The 22530-nt window shown below is 60.3% G+C and carries 19 protein-coding genes; 8 read left to right on the plus strand and 11 right to left on the minus strand.

Translation table 11 applies throughout. From position 1 onward, the window contains the following. Positions 1–87 precede the first annotated feature (87 nt). The 6 genes from phoU to ACA049_RS30290 form a co-directional block, all read right to left on the minus strand. The gene (gene phoU, locus ACA049_RS30265) at positions 88–849 is read right to left on the minus strand and encodes a phosphate signaling complex protein PhoU (RefSeq protein WP_008150055.1); all 762 of its coding nucleotides are present in this window, start codon (positions 847–849) and stop codon (positions 88–90) included. Between the two features lie 71 nt (positions 850–920). Continuing rightward, the gene (pstB, locus tag ACA049_RS30270) at positions 921–1754 is read right to left on the minus strand and encodes a phosphate ABC transporter ATP-binding protein PstB (RefSeq protein WP_129439902.1); all 834 of its coding nucleotides are present in this window, start codon (positions 1752–1754) and stop codon (positions 921–923) included. A gap of 157 nt (positions 1755–1911) precedes the next feature. Continuing rightward, on the minus strand, positions 1912–3582 hold the full coding sequence (gene pstA, locus ACA049_RS30275) for a phosphate ABC transporter permease PstA (protein WP_497331998.1): 1671 nt from the start codon (positions 3580–3582) through the stop codon (positions 1912–1914). 15 nt (positions 3583–3597) lie between these two features. Continuing rightward, a complete protein-coding gene (locus ACA049_RS30280) occupies positions 3598–5631 on the minus strand; it encodes an ABC transporter permease subunit (protein ID WP_497337017.1) in 2034 nt (677 codons plus the stop codon). A 504-nt stretch (positions 5632–6135) separates the two neighbouring features. Then, positions 6136–7137, minus strand: a complete 1002-nt coding sequence (locus ACA049_RS30285; RefSeq protein ID WP_438659685.1) for a phosphate ABC transporter substrate-binding protein PstS — start codon at positions 7135–7137, stop codon at positions 6136–6138. Between the two features lie 209 nt (positions 7138–7346). Next, positions 7347–8645, minus strand: coding sequence for an MFS transporter (locus tag ACA049_RS30290; RefSeq protein ID WP_497332000.1), 1299 nt, complete (start codon positions 8643–8645; stop codon positions 7347–7349). A gap of 382 nt (positions 8646–9027) precedes the next feature. Here ACA049_RS30290 and ACA049_RS30295 point away from each other — a divergent pair, with 382 nt between their 5' ends. Together ACA049_RS30295 and ACA049_RS30300 are read left to right on the plus strand one after the other, a co-directional pair. Beyond that, positions 9028–9432: an acyl-CoA thioesterase gene (locus ACA049_RS30295; RefSeq protein ID WP_007896491.1), complete on the plus strand. Its 405-nt coding sequence runs from the start codon at positions 9028–9030 to the stop codon at positions 9430–9432. A 57-nt stretch (positions 9433–9489) separates the two neighbouring features. Further along, positions 9490–10389 carry a D-hexose-6-phosphate mutarotase gene (locus ACA049_RS30300; protein ID WP_497332002.1) on the plus strand — a complete coding sequence of 300 codons (900 nt, stop codon included), beginning with the start codon at positions 9490–9492 and terminating at the stop codon, positions 10387–10389. A gap of 97 nt (positions 10390–10486) precedes the next feature. Here the strand turns inward: ACA049_RS30300 and ACA049_RS30305 are convergent, their stop codons facing one another. The 5 genes from ACA049_RS30305 to ACA049_RS30325 all read right to left on the minus strand — a co-directional run bounded on the left by ACA049_RS30305 (position 10487) and on the right by ACA049_RS30325 (position 14303). Then, positions 10487–11023 (minus strand): DUF3299 domain-containing protein, encoded by a 537-nt coding sequence (locus ACA049_RS30305; RefSeq protein ID WP_497332004.1) that lies wholly within the window; start codon positions 11021–11023, stop codon positions 10487–10489. A gap of 88 nt (positions 11024–11111) precedes the next feature. Then, complete coding sequence (locus tag ACA049_RS30310; RefSeq protein ID WP_010465333.1) at positions 11112–11357, minus strand: GlsB/YeaQ/YmgE family stress response membrane protein; 246 nt, start codon at positions 11355–11357, stop codon at positions 11112–11114. Positions 11358–11467: 110 nt separating this feature from the next. Then, positions 11468–12550, minus strand: coding sequence for a 5-(carboxyamino)imidazole ribonucleotide synthase (locus ACA049_RS30315; RefSeq protein WP_497332006.1), 1083 nt, complete (start codon positions 12548–12550; stop codon positions 11468–11470). 11 nt (positions 12551–12561) lie between these two features. Next, positions 12562–13053 (minus strand): 5-(carboxyamino)imidazole ribonucleotide mutase, encoded by a 492-nt coding sequence (purE, locus tag ACA049_RS30320; RefSeq protein ID WP_008150032.1) that lies wholly within the window; start codon positions 13051–13053, stop codon positions 12562–12564. 332 nt (positions 13054–13385) lie between these two features. Further along, positions 13386–14303 (minus strand): LysR substrate-binding domain-containing protein, encoded by a 918-nt coding sequence (locus ACA049_RS30325; RefSeq protein ID WP_109626815.1) that lies wholly within the window; start codon positions 14301–14303, stop codon positions 13386–13388. Positions 14304–14483: 180 nt separating this feature from the next. Between ACA049_RS30325 and aspA the strand changes: the two genes are divergently transcribed. The 6 genes from aspA to ACA049_RS30355 all read left to right on the plus strand — a co-directional run bounded on the left by aspA (position 14484) and on the right by ACA049_RS30355 (position 22525). After that, positions 14484–15908 carry an aspartate ammonia-lyase gene (gene aspA / locus ACA049_RS30330; protein WP_497332008.1) on the plus strand — a complete coding sequence of 475 codons (1425 nt, stop codon included), beginning with the start codon at positions 14484–14486 and terminating at the stop codon, positions 15906–15908. Between the two features lie 462 nt (positions 15909–16370). Further along, a complete protein-coding gene (locus tag ACA049_RS30335; RefSeq protein WP_497332010.1) occupies positions 16371–17822 on the plus strand; it encodes an alanine/glycine:cation symporter family protein in 1452 nt (483 codons plus the stop codon). Positions 17823–17961: 139 nt separating this feature from the next. Continuing rightward, on the plus strand, positions 17962–18966 hold the full coding sequence (locus ACA049_RS30340; RefSeq protein WP_497332012.1) for an asparaginase: 1005 nt from the start codon (positions 17962–17964) through the stop codon (positions 18964–18966). Between the two features lie 175 nt (positions 18967–19141). Further along, on the plus strand, positions 19142–20134 hold the full coding sequence (locus ACA049_RS30345; protein WP_497332014.1) for an AraC family transcriptional regulator: 993 nt from the start codon (positions 19142–19144) through the stop codon (positions 20132–20134). Between the two features lie 246 nt (positions 20135–20380). Further along, the gene (locus tag ACA049_RS30350; RefSeq protein ID WP_497332016.1) at positions 20381–21412 is read left to right on the plus strand and encodes a histone deacetylase family protein; all 1032 of its coding nucleotides are present in this window, start codon (positions 20381–20383) and stop codon (positions 21410–21412) included. A gap of 12 nt (positions 21413–21424) precedes the next feature. Continuing rightward, complete coding sequence (locus ACA049_RS30355; RefSeq protein ID WP_497332018.1) at positions 21425–22525, plus strand: polyamine ABC transporter substrate-binding protein; 1101 nt, start codon at positions 21425–21427, stop codon at positions 22523–22525. Positions 22526–22530: the final 5 nt, after the last annotated feature.

Here is a 22530-nt window from a genome sequence, read left to right on the forward strand (position 1 = left end):
CTTTTCGTTCGCGGGTGCTGCTGTTGAAGTCGAAAACCACACAAAAAAACGCCCGGCCAAAGGACCGGGCGTTTTTCTTGGGCAGTCTTACTTATCGTCAGCTTTGCCCGGAACATTAGCGGTTTCGCCACTTGTGCCTTCAACTTCTTCTTTCATGCGCTTGAGGCCCAGGTGCCGCACGTCCGTGCCACGCACCAGGTAAATCACCAGCTCCGAGATATTGCGCGCGTGGTCGCCGATGCGCTCCAGCGAACGCAGCACCCAGATAATGCTCAAGACCCGCGAGATAGAGCGCGGGTCTTCCATCATGTAGGTCGCCAACTCGCGCAGCGCGGTCTTGTATTCGCGGTCGATGATCTTGTCGTACTGGGCCACCGACAACGCCAGGTCGGCGTCGAAGCGCGCAAAGGCGTCCAGGGCGTCACGGACCATGTTGCGCACCTGGTCGCCGATGTGGCGAACCTCGACGTAACCGCGCGGGGCCTCGCCTTCTTCACACAGCTGAATGGCGCGGCGGGCGATCTTGGTCGCTTCGTCACCGATGCGTTCCAGGTCGATCACCGATTTGGAGATGCTGATGATCAGCCGCAAGTCAGACGCGGCCGGCTGACGGCGGGCCAGAATGCGCAGGCATTCTTCGTCGATGTTGCGTTCCATCTGGTTGATCTGGTCGTCGATCTCGCGAACCTGCTGGGCCAGGCCGGAGTCGGCCTCGATCAGCGCGGTCACCGCGTCATTGACCTGCTTTTCCACCAGACCGCCCATGGCCAGGAGGTGGCTGCGAACTTCCTCCAGCTCAGCGTTGAACTGCGCGGAGATGTGATGGGTAAGGCCTTCTTTACTAATCATGTTGGCGTCCTTGGAGCGTCCGGTAAGGTGCGGTGGACCGCAGCGTCAGTTCAGTGAGCAACTACAGCTTCCTAGCCGTAACGACCGGTGATGTAGTCTTCGGTCTGCTTCTTGGCCGGATTGGTGAACAGAGTGTCGGTGTCGCCGAATTCCACCAGTTTGCCCATGTACATGAACGCCGTGTAGTCGGAAACCCGCGCGGCCTGTTGCATGTTGTGGGTCACGATGACGATGGTGAACTTCGATTTCAATTCGTAGATCAGCTCTTCGACTTTCAACGTCGAAATCGGGTCGAGTGCCGAGCACGGCTCATCGAGTAGCAGCACTTCCGGCTCTACGGCGATGGTGCGCGCGATCACCAGACGTTGCTGCTGACCACCGGACAGGCCGAGTGCCGACTCGTGCAGACGGTCTTTGACTTCGTCCCACAGCGCCGCACCTTTCAATGCCCACTCGACCGCTTCGTCGAGGATGCGCTTCTTGTTGATACCCTGAATGCGCAGGCCGTAGACCACGTTTTCGTAGATGGTTTTCGGGAACGGGTTCGGCTTCTGGAACACCATGCCGACGCGACGACGCAGCTCGGCCACGTCTTCGCCCTTGCGGTAGATGTTGTTGCCGTACAGGTTGATTTCACCTTCTACGCGGCAGCCGTCGACCAGGTCGTTCATGCGGTTGAAGGTGCGCAGCAGCGTGGACTTGCCGCAGCCGGACGGGCCGATGAAGGCGGTCACGCGCTGTTTCGGGATGTTCATGCTGACGTCGAACAGCGCTTGTTTGTCGCCGTAGAACAGGCTCAGGCCCGGCACTTCAATGGCCACGGTTTCCTGTTCGAGACTCAGGCTCTGTTTGTCGCGGCCCAGGGCAGACATGTTGATGCCGTGGGTATGTGCTTCGTGCTGCATGGGAGGCTCCCTGTGCTGACAAATTCGGTTCGGTTGCCGCTGGCCTCACAGAATGGGCCAGCGGTGTTGCCGTTCTGTAGGAGCCAGGCTTGCCGGCGAAGGCGTCCTTGAAATCGCCTTCGCCGACAAGCCTGGCTCCTACTGGGAGCGGCGGTGATTAGCTATCCAGCGCTTTGTATTTTTCGCGCAGGTGATTACGGATATAAACGGCCGACAGGTTCAACGTGGCGATCACCAGCACCAGCAGCAGCGCCGTGGCGTACACCAGCGGCCGCGCGGCTTCGACGTTCGGGCTCTGGAAGCCGACGTCATAGATGTGGAAGCCCAGGTGCATGATCTTCTGGTCCAGGTGAAGGTACGGGTAGTTGCCGTCCAGTGGCAGCGACGGCGCCAGTTTCACCACACCCACCAGCATCAGCGGCGCCACTTCACCGGCGGCACGCGCCACGGCGAGGATCATGCCGGTCATCATGGCCGGGCTGGCCATCGGCAGCACGATCTTCCACAAGGTTTCGGCCTTGGTCGCGCCGAGGGCCAACGAGCCTTCACGCACGGTGCGAGGAATCCGCGCCAGGCCTTCTTCGGTGGCCACGATCACCACCGGAACCGCCAGCAGCGCCAGGGTCAGGGACGCCCAGAGCAGGCCCGGCGTACCGAAGGTCGGCGCCGGCAACGCTTCAGGGAAGAACAAGCGGTCAACCGAGCCGCCGAGTACATAAACGAAGAAGCCCAGACCGAACACGCCGTAAACAATCGCCGGAACACCCGCCAGGTTGTTCACCGCAATGCGGATAATCCGGGTCAGCGCGTTCTGCTTGGCGTATTCACGCAGGTAAACCGCCGCCAGTACACCGAACGGCGTCACGATCATCGCCATGATCAGGGTCATCATCACGGTGCCGAAAATCGCCGGGAAGATCCCGCCCTCGGTGTTCGCTTCACGCGGGTCATCGCTGAGGAATTCCCAGACCTTGCTGAAGTAGAAGCCGATCTTGGTGAACGTGCCCATGGCGTTCGGCTGATAGGCGTGAACCACTTTGCCGATGCCGATTTCGATCTCTTTGCCGTTCGCATCGCGGGCCGTCAGGCTGTCGCGGTTGAACTGGGCATGCAGGTCGTTCAGGCGTGCTTCGATGTCCTGATAACGGGCATTGAGTTCGGCACGCTCGGATTCCATGTCCGCTTGCGCGGCGGCGTCGAGCTGGCCGGCCAGTTCCAGTTTGCGACCGTGCAGACGCACACGTTCGAGACCGGAGTTGATTGCGCCGATGTCGACTTTTTCCAGGGTCTTGAGCTGTGCCGCGAGCTGATTGACGCGAGTGACACGGGCCTGCAACTCAGGCCATGCGGCTTCGCCTTCAGCGACGACTTTGCCATCCTGCTTGACGTTGACCAGGTAGCCGTAGAAGTTGCCCCACTCGCGACGCTCGATGGTCATGAGTTCCGGCGGAGTCTTCTGGTTAGTCAGCCACTCGCCGACGATCCAGGTGAAGTCGTTGCCGTTCAGATCACGGTTGCCGACCTTGATCAGCTCGCGGGTCATGAACTCCGGGCCCTGATCGGGCACCGGCAGGCCAGCGCTTTTCAGGCGCTCGCGTGGCACTTCTTCTTTCTGCACCACTTCGCCGATGACGAGGTGGTTGGCCTGGCCCGGCACGTCATAACTGGCGTGCACCAGGTCGGCCGGCCAGAAGTGACCCAGACCGCGCACGGCAATCACTGCCAGCAAGCCAATGGTCATGATGACCGCGATGGACACCGCGCCACCGCTGATCCAGACGCCGGGGGCGCCGCTCTTGAACCATCCTTTCAGGGAGTTCTGTTTCACAGACTTCTACCTTTCTTAAAGCGACGAGTATTTCTTGCGCAGACGCTGACGAATCAGTTCCGCGAGGGTGTTCATGACGAAGGTGAACAGCAGCAGCACCAGCGCCGAGAGGAACAGCACGCGGTAGTGGCTGCCGCCGACTTCCGACTCCGGCATTTCCACCGCGACGTTGGCGGCCAGCGTGCGCAGACCTTCGAACAGGTTCATTTCCATGACCGGGGTGTTACCGGTGGCCATCAGCACGATCATGGTTTCACCGACCGCGCGGCCCATGCCGATCATCAGTGCCGAGAAGATGCCCGGGCTGGCGGTGAGGATCACCACGCGAGTCATGGTCTGCCAAGGCGTGGCACCGAGGGCCAGGGAACCGAGGGTCAGGCCGCGAGGCACGCTGAACACGGCGTCTTCGGCGATGGAGTAGATGTTCGGGATCACCGCGAAGCCCATGGCCAAACCGACCACCAGTGCGTTGCGCTGGTCGTAGGTGATGCCCAGGTCGTGGGAGATCCACATGCGCATGTCGCCGCCGAAGAACCAGGTTTCCATGTACGGGCTCATGTACAGCGAGAGCCAACCCACGAACAGAATCACCGGGATCAGGATCGCGCTTTCCCAGCCTTCCGGCACTTTCAGGCGGATCGATTCAGGCAAGCGGCTGAAGGTGAAACCCGCGACCAGAATGCCGATCGGCAGCAGCATGAGCAGGCTGAAGATGCCCGGCAAATGCCCTTCGACATAAGGTGCGAGGAACAGGCCAGCGAAGAAGCCGAGGATCACCGTCGGCATCGCTTCCATCAGCTCGATCACCGGTTTGACCTTGCGGCGCATGCCCGGGGCCATGAAGTACGCGGTGTAGATTGCGGCGGCAACGGCCAGAGGCGCTGCCAGCAGCATGGCGTAGAACGCGGCTTTCAATGTACCGAAGGTCAGTGGCGACAGGCTCAGCTTGGGTTCGAAGTCAGTGTTGGCGGCGGTCGATTGCCAGACGTATTTAGGCTCGTCGTAGTTCTCGTACCAGACCTTGCTCCACAACGCGCTCCACGACACTTCCGGGTGCGGGTTGTCGAGCAGCAGCGGTTGAATCTTGCCGCCCGCTTCGACGATCACACGGTTGGCCCGTGGCGACAGACCGAAGATGCCCTGGCCGTCGACCACCTGATCCACCAGCAAGGTGCGGTGAGCGGTGCTGTGGAACACGCCGAGCTTGCCAGAGGCGTCGAGGGCGATGAAGCCTTTGCGACGCTCTTCGGCGGTGATTTCAACGATCGGCGTGGTGCCCATCTGGAAGGTGCGGATCTGTTTCAGGCGCAACTCGCCATCCGGGTCACGGGCCATGAACCACTGGGCCAGGCCACCTTTGGAATCGCCGAGGATCAGCGAGATACCACCCACCAATTGAGTACTGGCAGTGATTTCGGCTTCGCCGTTTTCAAGCAGTTTGTAGCGACCGTTGAGGCTCTTGTCGCGCAGGCTGAACACGTCGGCCTGGGCGCGCCCATTGATCACGTACAGCCATTGCTGACGCGGGTCGACGAAGATGTTCTTCACCGGCTCGGTCATCTGCGGCAGATCGATACGCTTCTGCTCGTTGGTGACTTCGCCGGTCATCATGTTTTCTTCGCTGGTGAGCGAGAGCACATTGAGTTGCGAACCGGTGGAGCCGACCAGCATCAGGGTGGTGTCGGTGGCGTTGAGGCTGACGTGTTCCAGCGCACCGCCCGCCTCGTTCAGCGCAATCGGGGTTTCGCCATACGGGTATTCGATGGCGGGTGAGATGGTTTTCTTGCCATCCGGGTAGCTGACTTTATAGGTGTGACGGAACACCAGCGCCTGGCCGTTGGACAAGCCGACCGCCACCAATGGGTGACCGGGCTGGTCTTCACCGATGGAGGTGACCGTGGTGCCAGCCGGGATCGGCAGATCGACGCGCTTGAGTTCGGCGCCACTGTCGATATCAAAGAACAGCGCCTGCCCTTTGTCGGAAACCCGCATGGCGACCTGGTTCTGCTCTTCCAGGGAGATCATCAACGGCTTGCCGGCGTCTTGCATCCAGGCGGGCGTGATGGCGTCCTTGGCGGTCAGGTCGGCACCCTGGAACAGTGGCGCGACGACGTAGGCGAGGAAGAAGAAGATCAGCGTGATCGCGCCGAGAACGGCGAGGCCGCCCACGAGGACGTACCAGCGGGTCAGTCGATCCTTGAGCGCGCGGATGCGGCGCTTGCGTTGCAGCTCAGGCGTATTGAAATCAATTCGCTTGGGGGGATTAGTAGTCATGGTGGAATTGGCCAGATCATTCATGCGCACACCCTAGCGATCCTGTATGACAGAAAGATGACAATGCAGTGACGCAACAAATCCGCCGCCGGTGTTATCTGGCAGAGGACAGAAAATTGGGGGGGCGTAGAAAGCCCTGTAGGAGCTGTCGAGTGAAACGAGGCTGCGATCTTTTGACCTTGCAGTTTAAAAAGCCAGATCAAAAGATCGCAGCCTCGTTTCACTCGACAGCTCCTACACAGCTCCTACAGAGTCCGGGTTTGATCCGGACTCAGGGTTTTACTTTTTTGCGACTTCAGCGCCGCCTTCCTGCAGACCCAGGTCAGCCAGTGCTTTTGCAGCAACCTTGGCCGGCAGTGGGATGTAGCCGTCTTTCACTACAACTTCCTGGCCCTGTTTGGACAGAACCAGTTTCACGAACTCGGCTTCCAGCGGGGCCAGAGGCTTGTTCGGGGCTTTGTTGACGTAGACGTAGAGGAAACGCGACAGCGGGTATTTGCCGTTCAGGGCATTTTCTTCGGTGTCTTCGATGAAGTCAGTGCTGCCTTTCTTGGCGAGTGCAACAGTCTTCACGCTAGCGGTCTTGTAGCCGATGCCCGAATAACCGATGCCGTTCAGCGAGGAGCTGATCGACTGCACGACCGAGGCCGAACCTGGTTGTTCGTTGACGTTTGGCTTGTAGTCGCCTTTGCACAGGGCTTCTTCTTTGAAGTAGCCGTAGGTGCCGGATACCGAGTTACGACCGAACAGCTGAACCGGCTTGTTGGCCAGGTCGCCGGTCACACCCAGGTCGCCCCAGGTTTTCACGTCGGCTTTAGCGCCGCACAGACGAGTGGACGAGAAGATCGCGTCGACTTGTTCCATGGTCAGGTGCTGGATCGGGTTGTCTTTGTGAACGAAGACAGCCAGGGCATCCACGGCAACCGGGATTGCGGTTGGCTTGTAGCCGTACTTCTGCTCGAAGGCAGCCAGTTCGGTGTCCTTCATCTTGCGGCTCATCGGGCCCAGGTTAGAGGTGCCTTCGGTCAGCGCAGGTGGCGCAGTGGCGGAGCCAGCGGCCTGAATCTGGATGTTGACGTTCGGGTATTCTTTTTTGTAGTTCTCAGCCCACAGGGTCATGAGGTTGGCCAGAGTATCGGAGCCGACGCTGGACAGGTTGCCCGACACACCAGTGGTCTTGGTGTAGCTCGGGATAGCAGGGTCAACAGCGGCAACCGCGTTGGCAGTCGCAACGCCAGCAGCGACAAAAGTCATTGCCGCCATCAAACGCTTCAGTTTCATGCCTTACTCCTAGCAGATAGGGTGTGTTAAGTCGGGGCCAAGTATCAGCAGGCCGTGTGAACACTCTATGGCTGAAATATGACAATTGGATGAAAGGCCAGCATTCGATGTTTTGAAGGGATACCGCGTCATCGTTCTTCGCGGGCAAGCCTCGCTCCTACAGGTCTATGCGATCGTAGGAGCGAGGCTTGCCCGCGAAGGCGTCAGTCTTAACGCCCCTTCTTCCAGAGATAAGCACCCACCAGAATCCCGACTCCGCAAATGATCGCCACGTAATACGCCGGCCCCATCGGGCTTTCCTTGAGCAGCAAGGTGACAACCATCGGGGTCAGACCACCGAAAATGGCGTAGGCCAGGTTGTAGGAGAACGACAACCCGCTAAAGCGCACCACCGCCGGGAAGGCCTTGACCATCACGTACGGCACCGCGCCGATGGTGCCGACCAACAAGCCGGTCAGGGCGTACATCGGGAACAGCCAGTCCGGGTGATTGAACAGACTGTGATAGAAAGTCCACGAGCTGAGCAACAGCGCGGCACTGCCGAACACGAACACCCGCCCAGCGCCAAAGCGGTCAGCTAAAGCACCGGAAGCCACGCAACCAAAGCTCAGAAACACAATTGCCAGGCTGTTGGCCTGCAGCGCCGTGGTCGGCGAGAAGTGGTAAACGGTCTGCAGCACGGTCGGGGTCATCAGAATGACCACGATGATGCCGGCGGACAGCAGCCAGGTCAGCAGCATGGAAATCAGGATCGCACCGCGATGGTCGCGCAACACGGCACGCAGCGGCACTTCTTCGGCCAGGGCCTTGCGCTGTTGCAGCTCGGCGAACACAGGGGTTTCGTGCAACCAGCGGCGCAGATAGACCGAGAACAGGCCGAACACGCCGCCCAGCAGGAACGGGATCCGCCAAGCGTAATCGGACACTTCCAGTGGGGTGTAAATGCTGTTGATCGCGGTAGCGACCAGTGAACCCAGGAGGATGCCAGCCGTCAGACCGCTCGTCAGGGTGCCGCAGGCATAACCGATGTGACGCGCGGGCACGTGTTCGGAAACGAATACCCACGCGCCAGGCACTTCACCGCCAATCGCCGCGCCTTGAATCACCCGCATCAGCAGCAACAGGATCGGCGCCCACATGCCGATCTGCGCATAGGTCGGCAGCAGGCCCATGATCAGGGTCGGCACCGCCATCATGAAAATGCTCAGGGTGAACATCTTCTTGCGGCCCAGCAGGTCACCGAAATGCGCCATGACAATGCCACCCAGCGGGCGAGCAAGGTAGCCGGCGGCGAAGATGCCAAACGTCTGCATCAGGCGCAGCCACTCGGGCATGTCCGCCGGGAAGAACAGTTTGCCCACCACCGTGGCGAAGAACACGAAGATGATGAAGTCGTAGAACTCCAGCGCGCCGCCCAGGGCAGACAGCGATAAAGTCTTGTAGTCGCTACGGGTTAACGGGCGCGCGGGCTGGGTCGGCTGCGCGATGCTAGAGGGCGCTGTGGTCATGGCAAGGGCTTCTCTTATAGTCGGATCTGCAACCCCAACAACGCTGGCTGAGGCTTGGGCAGGTCCGGCACGATAGCAAATTGTTCGAAAAAGCACATAGAGGTGCGTATTTGACGGTCAAAATGAGAACCGGACGGTCGTCTCGGAGTCTACCGACCGATATACTCGCTGCATTGCGGCATTTGTAAGGGGTTGCTGTGCGAAAACGCGCTGGCTGTCAGGCAAGGTAATTGCGTGGTTCAGTCGCTTTCGCAGAGTTTCCCTTTAGGCGCCTTACGAAAAACGTGACGAACGTAGTATGTTCGGGCTGAATCGTTTTTCCTTGAGACGGCTATTCACCCGCTACACCTACGATGAGTCACGGGTCAGAGGCACCCCCGGCATGATAGAGCTCGAACAAGAAGATCCAATCCCGCAAGGCGACCTGGCCCTGCAAATCACCGCGCTTCCGCGTGAAACCAACGGCTTCGGCGATATCTTCGGCGGCTGGCTGGTGGCACAGATGGACCTGGCCGGCACCGCAATGGCCAGCAAAGTAGCTGGCGGACGCGTAGCGACCGTGGCGATTGATCGCATGGCGTTCCTGGTTCCGGTGGCGGTGGGCGCTCAGCTCTCCTTCTATACCCAGGCGCTGGAAATCGGCCGCAGCTCGATTCAGATGATGGTCGAAGTCTGGAGCGACGATCCGCTGTCCAGCGAGTGGCGTAAAGTGACTGAAGCCGTATTTGTGTTTGTCGCGATCGATGGCAGCGGCCGTACGCGTTCGGTTCCTCCGCGCGCGCGTTAAACACTGCAAGCTTTCTGCGGTCCATTGCAGTCATTGTTCCTGATCGAGAGTTGCCCCATGAGCACGCCCAACGTTGAAGCCGTGAAACTGGATGAACTGAACTGCTGGCGCATCCGCCACGGCCAGGCCGAATTGCTGGTGGCCCAGCAAGGCGCGCACATCCTCAGTTATCAATTGGCCGGGCAACCGCCGCTGATCTGGCTGAACGACGAGGCCGTGTTCAAGACCGGCAAGAGCATCCGGGCCGGCGTGCCGGTGTGCTGGCCGTGGTTCGGCAATTTCCCGCGCAACCCGCAGAGCGTCCAGGCGATGCGTGTCAGCAATGAACCGCCGACCGCCCACGGTTTTGTCCGGGCGATGGATTGGGAATTGGGCGGTATCGAAACCGAGGGCGAGAGCCTGATGGTGGAATTCGTCCTACCCTACCCCGAAGGTGGCTTCCCCGGCTGGCCGCATCAGGTGGGTCTGAAGTTGAGCATCCGTCTGGATGAGCAACTGCACATCAGCCTGACCAGTCACAACCAGGGCACTGATAAAGTCACCCTCAGCCAGGCGCTGCACAGTTACTTCGCCGTCAGTGATGTGCGCAATGTGCATGTCGAAGGGCTGGATGGCCTGAGTTACATCGAGACGCTGGATGACTGGAAAACCGTCACTCAGAGCGGCGATTTGCGTTTCACTGGCGAAACCGACCGCATTTACCTCAATGCTCCGGCAACGCTGAGCATTGTCGACCCGGCCTGGGAACGGCGTATCGAGCTGACCAGCAGCGGTTCGCGCTCAGCGGTGATCTGGAACCCGTGGATTGATCGTGCCGCAGCGTTCAGCGACATGGCCGACGATGGCTGGCAGAAGATGCTGTGCATCGAGACGGCGAATGTGATGGATGATGTGGTGACACTGGCGCCGGGTGCGAGCCATACCCTCGGTGTGAGCATTGCCAGCAAACCCCTTTAAGATCAAAAGATCGCAGCCTCGTTTCACTTGACAGCTCCTACCCCGGTCCTTGTAGGAGCTGTCGAGTTAAACGAGGCTGCGATCTTTTTTGCTGTGGCTACAGATCCGACTCCTGCACCACCCGCACCTTCGCCGCATCCAGCGCATACGCCGCGTCAGCCAAATCATTGTTGACCTTCTCGATCTTCAACGTGCCCGTCACCCACAGCGGCGTGTAGATGTCATCCAGCTTCAAGCCTTTCGGATAACGTACCAGCACCAACTGATTCGGTGGCGGTGGCGGCACATGGATGCAGGCGCCCGGGTACGGCACGAGGAAGAACAGCGTGCTGCGGCCCTTGGCGTCAGACTCCAGCGGCACCGGATAACCGCCGATGCGGATGTTCTTGTCGTTCATCGACGGCACGGTTTTGGTCGAATACATCACCGCCGGCAAGCCCTTGCTTTGCTTCATGCCACCTTTTTCAGTAAAGGTGCCATCGCCTTCGGGGGAGTTGTGGTCGATTTCGGGCATGGCCTCGAGGGCTTTCTGGTCCGACTTGGGCATCAGTTCGAGCCAGTCGGTTTCCGGCAGTTCGCCGGCGTGGGCAAGGCCCGTACCCAGTAGAAGAAAAGTCAGCAGAAGACGGCGCATGAAGGTGCTCGGCAAAGGAGAGGTCTGTGCAACGCCGAGCATTCTAGCCCTCCCCGCGTGCGGCGCGGAGAGGACTTCGTCGCTTGAATCAGTTCTTTCTGATCAAGCCGTAGATCACCAGCAACACCACCGCGCCGACCAGCGCACCAATGAAGCCTGCACCTTCGCCCGCGTGATAGATGCCCAGAGCCTGGCCGCCGTAAGTGGCCGCCAGCGAACCGCCGATACCGAGCAGGATGGTCATGATCCAGCCCATGCTGTCATCACCCGGTTTCAGGAACCGGGCCAGCAGGCCGACGATCAAGCCGATAAAGATGGTTCCGATAATTCCCATGACATTTCCCTCTGAGTAAGTGGCTATGCGAAAGCCTAGTCAGACTTTCGCATCCTGCCATGAGAGAACGGCGGTCCCTGAATGGTTCCGCCGCAGCCACATGAAACTGTTTACTCGGCGATGAGCGCTTCGACCTTGAGGATCTGCGCGGCCAGCGTTTCGCGGTTTGCGCAACGCAGGTTGGCGTGACCGACCTTGCGGCCGACCTTGAACGCCTTGCCATAGTGGTGCAGATGGCAATCGGCGATGGCCAGGACTTTCTCGGTGTCCGGCACTTTACCGATGAAGTTGAGCATCGCGCTCTCGCCGACCTTGGCCGTCGAGCCCAGCGGCAAACCGGCAACGGCCCGCAGATGGTTTTCGAACTGGCTGCATTCGGCGCCTTCGGTGGTCCAGTGCCCGGAGTTGTGCACGCGCGGGGCGATTTCGTTGGCCTTGAGGCCACCGTCGACTTCAAAGAACTCGAACGCCATCACGCCGACGTATTCCAGCTGTTTGAGCACACGGCTGGAGTAGTCTTCGGCCAAAGCCTGCAGGGGGTGGTCGGTGCTGGCCACGGACAGCTTGAGGATGCCGCTGTCATGGGTGTTGTGCACCAGCGGATAGAACTTCGTTTCACCATCGCGAGCGCGCACGGCGATCAACGACACTTCACCGGTGAACGGCACGAAGCCTTCCAGCAGGCAGGCCACGCTGCCCAGTCCGGCGAAGGTGCCGACCACGTCTTCCGGAGTGCGCAGGACTTTCTGGCCCTTGCCGTCGTAACCCAAGGTGCGGGTTTTCAGCACGGCGGGCAGACCGATGGAAGCGACAGCGGCGTCCAGATCGGCTTGCGATTGAATGTCGGCGAACGCAGGGGTGGGAATCCCCAGGTCCTTGAACATGCTCTTCTCGAACCAGCGATCACGGGCGATGCGCAGGGCTTCGGCACTCGGGTAGACCGGGACGAATTGCGACAGGAACGCCACGGTTTCAGCCGGGACGCTTTCGAACTCGAAGGTCACCAGATCGACTTCATCGGCCAGCTGGCGCAGGTGATCCTGATCGCCGTAATCGGCCCGCAGGTGTTCGCCCAACGCGGCTGCGCAAGCATCCGGCGCCGGGTCCAGGAAAGCGAAGTTCATGCCCAGCGGAGTGCCCGCCAACGCCAACATGCGACCCAACTGGCCGCCACCGATTACACCGATCTTCATCGTCAACAACCTCAGGCGATGCGTGGGTCTGGATTTTCCAGGACGCTGTCTGTCTGCTCAGCACGGAATTTTTTCAGCACGGCGTGGAACTGCGGGTGCTTGGCGCCGAGGATACTCGCCGACAGCAGGGCGGCGTTGATCGCGCCGGCCTTGCCGATGGCCAGGGTGGCAACCGGGATGCCCGCTGGCATCTGCACGATCGAGAGCAGCGAGTCGACGCCCGAGAGCATCGACGACTGCACCGGAACGCCCAGCACCGGCAGGTGGGTCTTGGCCGCACACATGCCAGGCAAGTGGGCCGCGCCACCGGCACCGGCGATGATCACCTCGATGCCACGCGCCTCGGCCTCTTCGGCGTACTGGAACAGCAGGTCCGGGGTGCGGTGGGCAGAGACCACTTTCACCTCGTAAGGGATGCCGAGCTTTTCCAGCATATCGGCGGTGTGGCTAAGGGTGGACCAATCGGACTTGGAGCCCATGATCACGCCAACCAGTGCACTCATCGTCGTGCCTCTTCTCTCTGGGCGCCCGCAGGCGCGTCAAAAAACAACAAGCCACGCAAAATGCGTGGCTTGATTGTACGAAAAATGGCCGGACGAACCGGCCGAAGGCCGCGCAGTATACCTCAATGAAGCAGATAAACAGCCCCCGAAACGACCATCTGTCATACGGCGCAAAGTGCCGGTTTTATTGACTTAAGAGTCAGTCAAATACAACTCAAATCCCCCTGTGGGAGCGGGCTTGCTCGCGAATGCGGTGTGTCAGGCAACATTGATGTCGACTGACACACCGCATTCGCGAGCAAGCCCGCTCCCACATTAGATATTCGCAAGTCTCAGGAACCGGTTGTGCCTTGCGCGGCGCCGCCCTCAAGTTTGCGCCACAACAACCGCACATTCGCCTTGCGCACTAGCGCGCAGCGATACAAACGAATCTCCAGGGGGACATGCCATTGCGGGCCGCCGCAGACGACCAGTTCACCGCGAGCCAGTTCGGCGCGCACGCTGAGTTGCGGCACCCAGGCAATCCCCAATCCCTCCAGCGCCATGCTTTTCAGGCTGTCGGCCATGGCGGTCTCATAGATGGTGGTGAAGCGCAGCGCACGCTGGCGCAGCAACATGTTCACCGAACGCCCGAGAAATGCACCGGCGCTGTAGGCCAGCAGCGGCACACTGCCTTCGCCTTCCAGATCGAACAGCGGCTTGCCGTCAGCATCTGCGGCGCACACCGGCAGCATCTCGGTGTCGCCGAGGTGCAGCGACGGGAAGATTTCCGGGTCCATCTGCAACGCCGCGTCCGGGTCATAGAACGCCAGCATCAAATCGCAACCGCCTTCGCGCAGCGCATGCACCGCGTCGCCGACGTTAGTTGCCACCAACCGCGTGGCAATGTTCAGGCCTTCATTGCGCAACTGCGCGATCCAGCGCGGAAAAAAGCCCAACGCCAATGAGTGAGCGGCAGCCACTTGCATCACTTCGCCCTGCCCGCCTTCCAGATGATGAAGGTGGCGCAGCACTTCGCCGAGCTGTTCGACCACGGTCCGCGCAGTCACCAGGAACAACTGCCCCGCCGCCGTCAGTTCGACGGGCGTGCGCGAGCGATTGACCAGCGTCAGCCCCAGCGCGGCTTCAAGGCTGCGGATTCGGCGGCTGAATGCGGGCTGAGTCACGAAGCGTCGTTCCGCAGCCTGGGAGAAGCTGCGGGTGGCGGCCAGGGCGCTGAAGTCCTCGAGCCATTTACTTTCCAGATTCATCACGTCCTCCCGGACACGCACCAATTTAGGTCACACGCTCGCCGCAGACACGGCGTCACATGGGCATTATGCCGAATGTGCATAGGCTAGTGTTTAACAGCATTGGCCGAAAATTCTCCACAAGCCTAGCATTTGCAGCGTTCCGGCACAGACCGGGTCCTTATCGAGATGATTTCTATCATGTCCTCCGCTGCATCTTTCCGCACAGAAAAAGACCTGCTTGGCGTACTCGAAGTACCTGCTCAAGCGTATTACGGCATCCAGACCCTGCGAGCGGTGAATAACTTCCGTCTCTCCGGCGTTCCGATTTCGCATTACCCGAAGCTGGTGGTCGGTCTGGCGATGGTCAAACAGGCCGCCGCTGACGCCAACCGCGAGCTGGGTCACCTGAGCGAAGCCAAGCACGCTGCCATCAGCGAAGCCTGTGCCCGTCTGATCCGCGGCGATTTCCACGAAGAGTTCGTGGTGGACATGATTCAAGGCGGCGCTGGCACTTCGACCAACATGAATGCCAACGAAGTCATCGCCAACATCGCGCTGGAGGCCATGGGTCACCAGAAGGGCGAATACCAATACCTGCACCCGAACAACGACGTGAACATGGCGCAGTCGACCAACGACGCCTACCCGACCGCGATCCGTCTGGGTCTGCTGCTGGGTCACGACGCGTTGCTGGCCAGCCTCGACAGCCTGATCCAGTCGTTCGCGGCCAAGGGTGTCGAGTTCAGCCACGTCCTGAAGATGGGCCGTACCCAGCTGCAAGACGCCGTGCCGATGACCCTGGGTCAAGAATTCCGCGCCTTCGCCACTACGTTGAGCGAAGACCTGGCGCGCCTGAAAACACTGGCACCTGAACTGCTGACCGAAGTGAACCTGGGCGGCACCGCGATCGGCACCGGCATCAACGCCGACCCGCGTTACCAGCACCTGGCCGTTCAGCGTCTGGCACTGATCAGCGGTCAGCCGCTGGTTCCGGCCGCCGACCTGATCGAAGCCACCTCCGACATGGGCGCCTTCGTGCTGTTCTCCGGCATGCTCAAGCGCACCGCGGTCAAGCTGTCGAAGATCTGCAACGACCTGCGCCTGCTGTCCAGCGGCCCACGCACCGGCATCAACGAAATCAACCTGCCAGCGCGTCAGCCAGGCAGCTCGATCATGCCAGGCAAGGTCAACCCGGTAATCCCGGAAGCCGTTAACCAGGTAGCGTTCCAGATCATCGGCAACGACCTGGCCCTGACCATCGCGGCCGAAGGCGGCCAGTTGCAACTGAACGTGATGGAGCCGCTGATCGCCTTCAAGATCTTCGACTCGATCCGTCTGCTGCAACGCGCCATGGACATGCTGCGCGAGCACTGCATCGTCGGCATCACCGCCAACGAAGAGCGCTGCCGCGAACTGGTCGAGCACTCGATCGGTCTGGTCACCGCGCTGAACCCGTACATCGGCTATGAAAACGCCACCCGCATCGCCCGTATCGCCCTCGAAAGCGGCCGCGGCGTGCTGGAACTGGTGCGCGAAGAAGGTTTGCTCGACGACGAAATGCTCGCCGACATCCTGCGCCCGGAAAACATGATTGCTCCGCGCCTGGTTCCGCTTAAAGCCTGAACCGACGCGTTACTTGTAGCACCGCTCACCAGGTCGAGGGACTAGACACCTCTCACCTTTTGAGGGCTTGGAGATCACTCTCCAAGCCCTTTTTTTTAACTGTTTGGCAGCAAATGAATGTCTGGAGGCTGAGAAATGTGGGAGCGAACTCGCTCCCACAGAAAAGCAGTTCCCACATAACCTGGCTCAAAAAAGTCAGGTGTTTCAAAGGCTTCGTTATATCGCTTGCACCACAACCGTGCAGACGGACGGCACTCTCCTAGGTATAGTGCCGCCCCTCTTCGCGTGAGCGGTCGTCGGTAACGAGGCCCAAACCCATGCGAAACCCGAACTAATAACAAACCTGCGATATGGGCCCGGGACGAACACTCGCCTCACTGTTGTGCCACGTGCACACCGGTGTAACGCGATGTTTCTGCCTGCCCAACATTTGCCTAAACAAAAAACAGCGAGGAATAATCCATGCTCGAAGTCATTAACGACTTCCTCTCAGGGAAAGTACTGATCGTGCTCATTGTCGGGCTCGGTAGCTACTTCACGATCCGCTCGCGTTTCGTTCAATTGCGCCACTTCTTCCACATGTTCGCGGTGTTCCGCGACAGCCTGAAAAGCAGCGCCGGGCAACTCAGTTCGTTCCAGGCCCTGATGCTCAGCCTCGCCGGCCGCGTCGGCGCGGGCAACATCGCCGGTGTCGGTATCGCCGTGACCCTGGGTGGCCCAGGCGCGGTGTTCTGGATGTGGGTGACCGCACTGGTCGGCATGTCCAGCAGCTTCTTCGAGTGTTCCCTCGGCCAGCTCTACAAGCGCTGCGATTCCGACGGCACTTACCGTGGCGGCCCGTCCTATTACATCCAGCACGGCCTGCAGAAACGCTGGCTGGGGATGATTATGGCGTTCCTGTTGCTGGTGACCTTCGGGTTTGCCTTCAACGGCCTGCAATCCCACGCCGTGACTCACTCGCTGAACAACGCGTTCGGCCTCGACACCACCTACACAGGCCTGGCCCTGGCGGTGTTGCTGGGCCTGGTGTTCGTCGGTGGTATCAAACGCATCGCCAAGGTCGCTGACCTGCTGGTGCCGGTCAAAACCCTGGTGTACATCGGCGTGACCATCTATGTGATCGTGCTGCAATTCGACCACGTTCCGGCGATGTTGATGACCATCGTCAAAAGCGCCTTCGGTCTGGATCAAGCCTTTGGTGGCCTGATCGGCAGCGCGATTGTCATGGGCGTGAAGCGTGGTGTGTTCGCCAACGAAGCGGGCCTGGGCAGTGCGCCAAACGTGGCTGCGGTCGCGTCGGTCGAGCACCCGGTGGCACAAGGTGTGGTTCAGGCGTTCAGCGTGTTCCTCGACACCTTCGTGATCTGCACCTGCACCGCGTTGCTGATTCTGCTGTCGGGCTTCTACACCCCGGGCTTCGAAGGCGACGGCATTGCCCTGACCCAGAACTCGCTCGCCGCCGTGGTTGGTGACTGGGGCCGTAGCTTCATCTCCGTGGCCCTGTCGTTGTTCGTGTTCACCTCGATCCTCTACAACTACTACCTGGGCGAGAGCAACCTGCGCTTCCTGATCGGTGAAAACCGCAAGGCGCTGATCGGCTATCGCGCGCTGGTTTTGGTGTTGATCTTCTGGGGTGCGATCGAAAACCTCGGCACGGTGTTCGCCTTCGCCGACATCACCATGACGATGCTCGCGTTCGTGAACCTGATCGCGCTGTTCCTGCTGTTCAAGGTCGGCATGCGCATCCTGCGTGACTACGACGACCAGCGTGCTGCCGGGATCAAGACGCCGGTGTTCGATTCGAGCAAGTTCCCGGACCTGGACCTGGACCTGAAAGCCTGGCCAGCCAATCCGCCGGCCGTGGCTCCAAAGGCTGAAGCCGAGCCACAAGGCGTACCCGCAGCGCAACGCTGATCGGTTAAAGTGCGAAACCCCTTGTGGGAGCGGGCTTGCTCGCGAAAGCGGTGTATCAGTCAACGATGATGTTGAATGTTACGTCCTCTTCGCGAGCAAGCCCGCTCCCACAGGAACTCATCGTTCTCGGAGAGTCTCCATGAATTCCTCGACCTACCCTGCCGCGCAGCACGTCATGGTGCTCTACACCGGTGGCACCATCGGCATGCAAGCCAGTGCCAATGGCCTGGCCCCGGCGTCAGGTTTCGAAGCGCGGATGCGCGAATACCTGCACAGCCAGCCCGAACTCGTGGTGCCGCAGTGGCGCTTTCGCGAAATGTCGCCGCTGATCGACAGCGCCAACATGAGCCCGACGTACTGGCAGCAACTGCGTGAAGCGGTGGTCGACGCCGTTGATGTCCAGGGCTGCGACAGCGTGCTGATCCTGCACGGCACCGACACCCTCGCCTACAGCGCCGCCGCGATGAGTTTTCAATTGCTCGGCCTGAATGCCCGCGTGGTGTTCACCGGCTCGATGCTGCCGGCCGGCGTGACCGACAGTGATGCCTGGGAAAACCTCAGCGGTGCGCTGGTTGCCCTCGGCCATGGCCTGGCGCCGGGCGTTCATCTGTATTTCCACGGCGAACTGCTCGACCCGACTCGTTGCGCGAAAGTTCGCAGCTTCGGCCGTCACCCGTTCAAGCGGCTGGAACGTCAGGGTGGTGGTGTGAAGGCCACTTCACTGCCGGCTCAATTGAACTACAACCAAGGCAAGCAACTGGCGAAAGTCGCGGTGTTGCCGCTGTTCCCGGGCATCGGCGCCGAGCAACTGGATGGCGTGCTGAACAGTGGTATCCAAGGCTTGGTGCTGGAATGCTACGGCAGTGGCACCGGACCGAGTGACAACCCTGAGTTTCTGGCTGCTCTGGAGCGGGCGCGGGACAAAGGTGTGGTTGTTGTCGCCGTCACCCAATGCCATGAAGGTGGCGTTGAGCTGGATGTTTACGAGGCCGGCAGCCGGTTGCGCGGCGTTGGCGTGCTGTCGGGCGGCGGCATGACCCGTGAAGCGGCGTTCGGCAAGTTGCATGGGTTGCTGGGGGCCGGGCTGGACACCGCTGAAGTGCGGCGCCTGGTCGAACTCGACCTCTGCGGCGAACTCAGCTGACACCTCACCGCTTCTGTAGGAGCTGTCGAGAGAAACGAGGCTGCGATCTTTTGATCTTGTTTTTAAAAAGCAAAATCAAAAGATCGCAGCCTCGTTTCACTCGACAGCTCCTACAGGGTTTCGCGCTCGGCATATAACTTGCTGCCGCTCCAGCATCCCAAGGCTGGAACATCCCATGCTCCACTCCCACCTCACCACCCTCAACGCTGTCTCTCTGGTGCTCAATGCCTTCAAGGCCGAAGGCCCGGCCCGCGACGCATTACTGGCGGGAAGCGGCATCAGCGCTGCGGATCTGAACCGGGCGGACACGCGCATCACCACCAACCAAGAGATGCAGGTCTGCGCCAACGCCGTCGCGCTCAAGCGTGATATCGGCCTGGAACTGGGCCGGCGGATGCACGTTTCGTCCTATGGCATGCTCGGTTATGCGCTGCTCACCAGTGCCACCTTCGGTGACGCTTTACGTCTGGCGATGCGGTATCCGGCGTTGTTGGGAACACTTTTCGAGTTGAGCCTGGAAGATGACGGCGAGCGCATCTGGTTCGTGGCTGCCGATTACCGGGAGAACCCGGCGCTGGCGGTGTTCAATGCCGAATTCTGTCTGGTGTCGTTGAAAGTCATCTGCGACGACATGCTTGGCCATCCCCTGCCATTGCTGGCTGCTCGCTTCGAACATGTCGCGCCCGACTATGAGGCGACCTACGCCGAACACTTCAATTGCCCGCTGCACTTTGAGGCGCGGGACAACGCCTTCGCCTTTGACAAGCGTTGGCTCGACCAAGCCTTGCCGCTCGCCGATGTGATTACTCATCAGGCCATGGTCGAACGCTGCCGCAAGCAGAACACCGAATTCACGGGTCGCCAGGCGTGGCTGGGGCGGATTCGTCAATTGCTCAGGGCTCAACTCAATGCGGCGCCGGGCCTCGAGGGGCTGGCCGAACAAATGAATTGCTCCGCGCGCACCTTGCGCCGGCATCTCAAGGACCTGGGGTGCAGTTATCAGGAACTGCTCGACGAGTTACGCTTCGAGCAGGCCAAGCAGATGCTTTGCGAGGATCAACTGCCGATCTACCGGATCGCCGAAGCGCTGGGCTTCAGCGAAACCGCAAGTTTCCGCCATGCGTTTGTGCGCTGGAGCGGCGTGGCACCCAGCCAGTTCCGACCCTGACCCCAACCCTCTGTAGGAGCGAGGCTTGCCCGCGAAGGCGCCTTCAAGTACCCCAAAGCTTCGCGGGCAAGCCTCGCTCCTACAGGGGTGGGTGACCAACACCGGGGCACAGTCGCTCCAATAAGGGGCGAATTTCGGTCAAATCTTTTGGCCATATCGATCCCCTTTTGGCCTTTCCTGCCGTTCTCCCAAACCCCGCCTCCCGCAAGACTGTGTTCAACCGAATCAGCCTGCGGAGAACAAGAAATGCTGACGATCTACTCGGACGATCACCACCTGCACCACGGCCGTTGTGAATTGATGGACGGGCAACTGATGCCCTGCTTCGAAATGCCCTCGCGGGCCGACCATGTGTTGCAACGTGTGCAAAAGCAAAACCTCGGCCCGGTCGAAGCGCCACAGGATTTCGGCCTGGAGCCGATCGCGCGTATTCACAGCCGCGACTACCTCGACTTCTTCAAAGGTGCCTGGGCGCGCTGGACCGAATTCAATACCGACGGCGACTTGCTGCCCTACACCTGGCCAGCCCGCACCCTGCGCCGGATCATCCCCACCAGCCTGCACGGCCAGCTCGGCTATTACAGCTTCGACGGCGGCGCACCGATCACCGCCGGCACCTGGCAAGCGGCGTACAGCGCAGCGCAAGTGGCCCTCACCGCCCAAGCCGCCATTCAACGCGGCGCCCGCAGTGCTTTCGCCCTGTGCCGTCCACCGGGACACCATGCCGCCAGCGACTTGATGGGCGGTTATTGCTACCTCAACAACGCCGCCATCGCCGCTCAGGCGTTCCTCGATCAGGGCCACAAAAAGGTCGCGATCCTCGATGTCGACTACCACCACGGCAACGGCACCCAATCGATTTTCTACGAACGCAGCGACGTGCTCTTCACCTCGATTCACGGCCATCCGGAAGCCGAATTCCCGTTCTTCCTCGGCTATGAAGACGAACTTGGTGAAGGGGCCGGCGAAGGCTTCAACTTCAACTACCCTTTGCCGGCCGGCAGCGGCTGGGACAGTTGGAGCGCCGCGCTGGAACAGGCCTGCAAAGAAATCGAGAAGTACGGTGCCGACATCGTTGTCGTGTCCCTGGGCGTCGATACGTTCAAGGACGATCCCATCTCCCAATTCAAGCTCGACAGCCCGGATTACCTGGCCATGGGCGAGCGCATCGCGAAGCTCGGCAAACCGACGCTGTTCGTGATGGAAGGCGGTTACGCGGTAGAAGAAATCGGCATCAATGCCGTGAACGTTCTCGAAGGTTTTGAAAGCGCCCAATGAGGAATTAGAACAATGAACAGACTCAAGCGTTTTATCGCACCGGCGCTTTGCGCTGCGGTGCTCAGTGGCGCCGTCCACGCTGAAGAGCGAACGTTGCGCGTCTACAACTGGTTCGACTACATCACGCCCAAGGCGCTGGAAGATTTCAAGGCGCAGCACACCCAGACCAAACTGGTCTACGACATCTTCGACACCAACGAAGCACTCGAAGCCAAGCTGCTGACCGGCAACTCCGGCTATGACGTGGTGGTGCCATCCAACGTGTTCCTCGCCAAGCAGATCGAAGCCGGCGTGTTCCAGCCGCTGGACCGCAGCAAACTGCCGAACTGGAACCACCTCGATCCGAAGCTGATGAAGCTGCTGGAAGGGAACGATCCGGGCAACAAATTCGCCGTGCCGTACATGTACGGCACCATCCTGATCGGCTTCAACCCGGACAAGATCAAGGCCGCACTGGGCGATAACGCACCAGTGGACAGTTGGGACCTGATCTTCAAGGAAGAGAACATCAGCAAGCTCAAGCAGTGCGGCGTCGCCCTGCTCGACTCGCCGTCGGAGATCCTGCCGCTGGCCCTGCAACACCTCGGTCTGGACCCCAACAGCAAGAAGCCGGCGGACTACGAAAAGGCTGAAGCGCTGTTGATGAAAATCCGTCCGTACGTCACTTACTTCCACTCCTCCAAATACATGGCCGACATCGCCAACGGCGACATCTGCGTCGCCGTCGGTTACTCCGGCAGCTTCTCCCAGGCCGCCAACCGCGCCAAGGAAGCCAAGAACGGTGTGATCGTCGACATGCGCCTGCCGAAAGAAGGCGCGCCGATCTGGTTCGACATGCTCGCCATTCCCAAAGGCGCGAAGAACCCGGAAGACGCCTACACCTTCATCAACTACCTGCTGCAACCCCAGGTGATCGCGCCAGTCAGCGATTTCGTCGGCTATCCAAATCCGAACAAGGACGCCACGGAATTGGTCGACCCGGCGATCCGCAACAACCCGAACCTGTACCCGACCGAAGCGGCGATGGGCACGCTTTACACCCTGCAACCGCTGCCGCGCGATGCCGAACGTGCGCGGACCCGGGCCTGGACGAAGATCAAGTCCGGGACCTGAAACAA

It is taken from the genome of Pseudomonas sp. LBUM1662 (genome assembly GCF_059695915.1).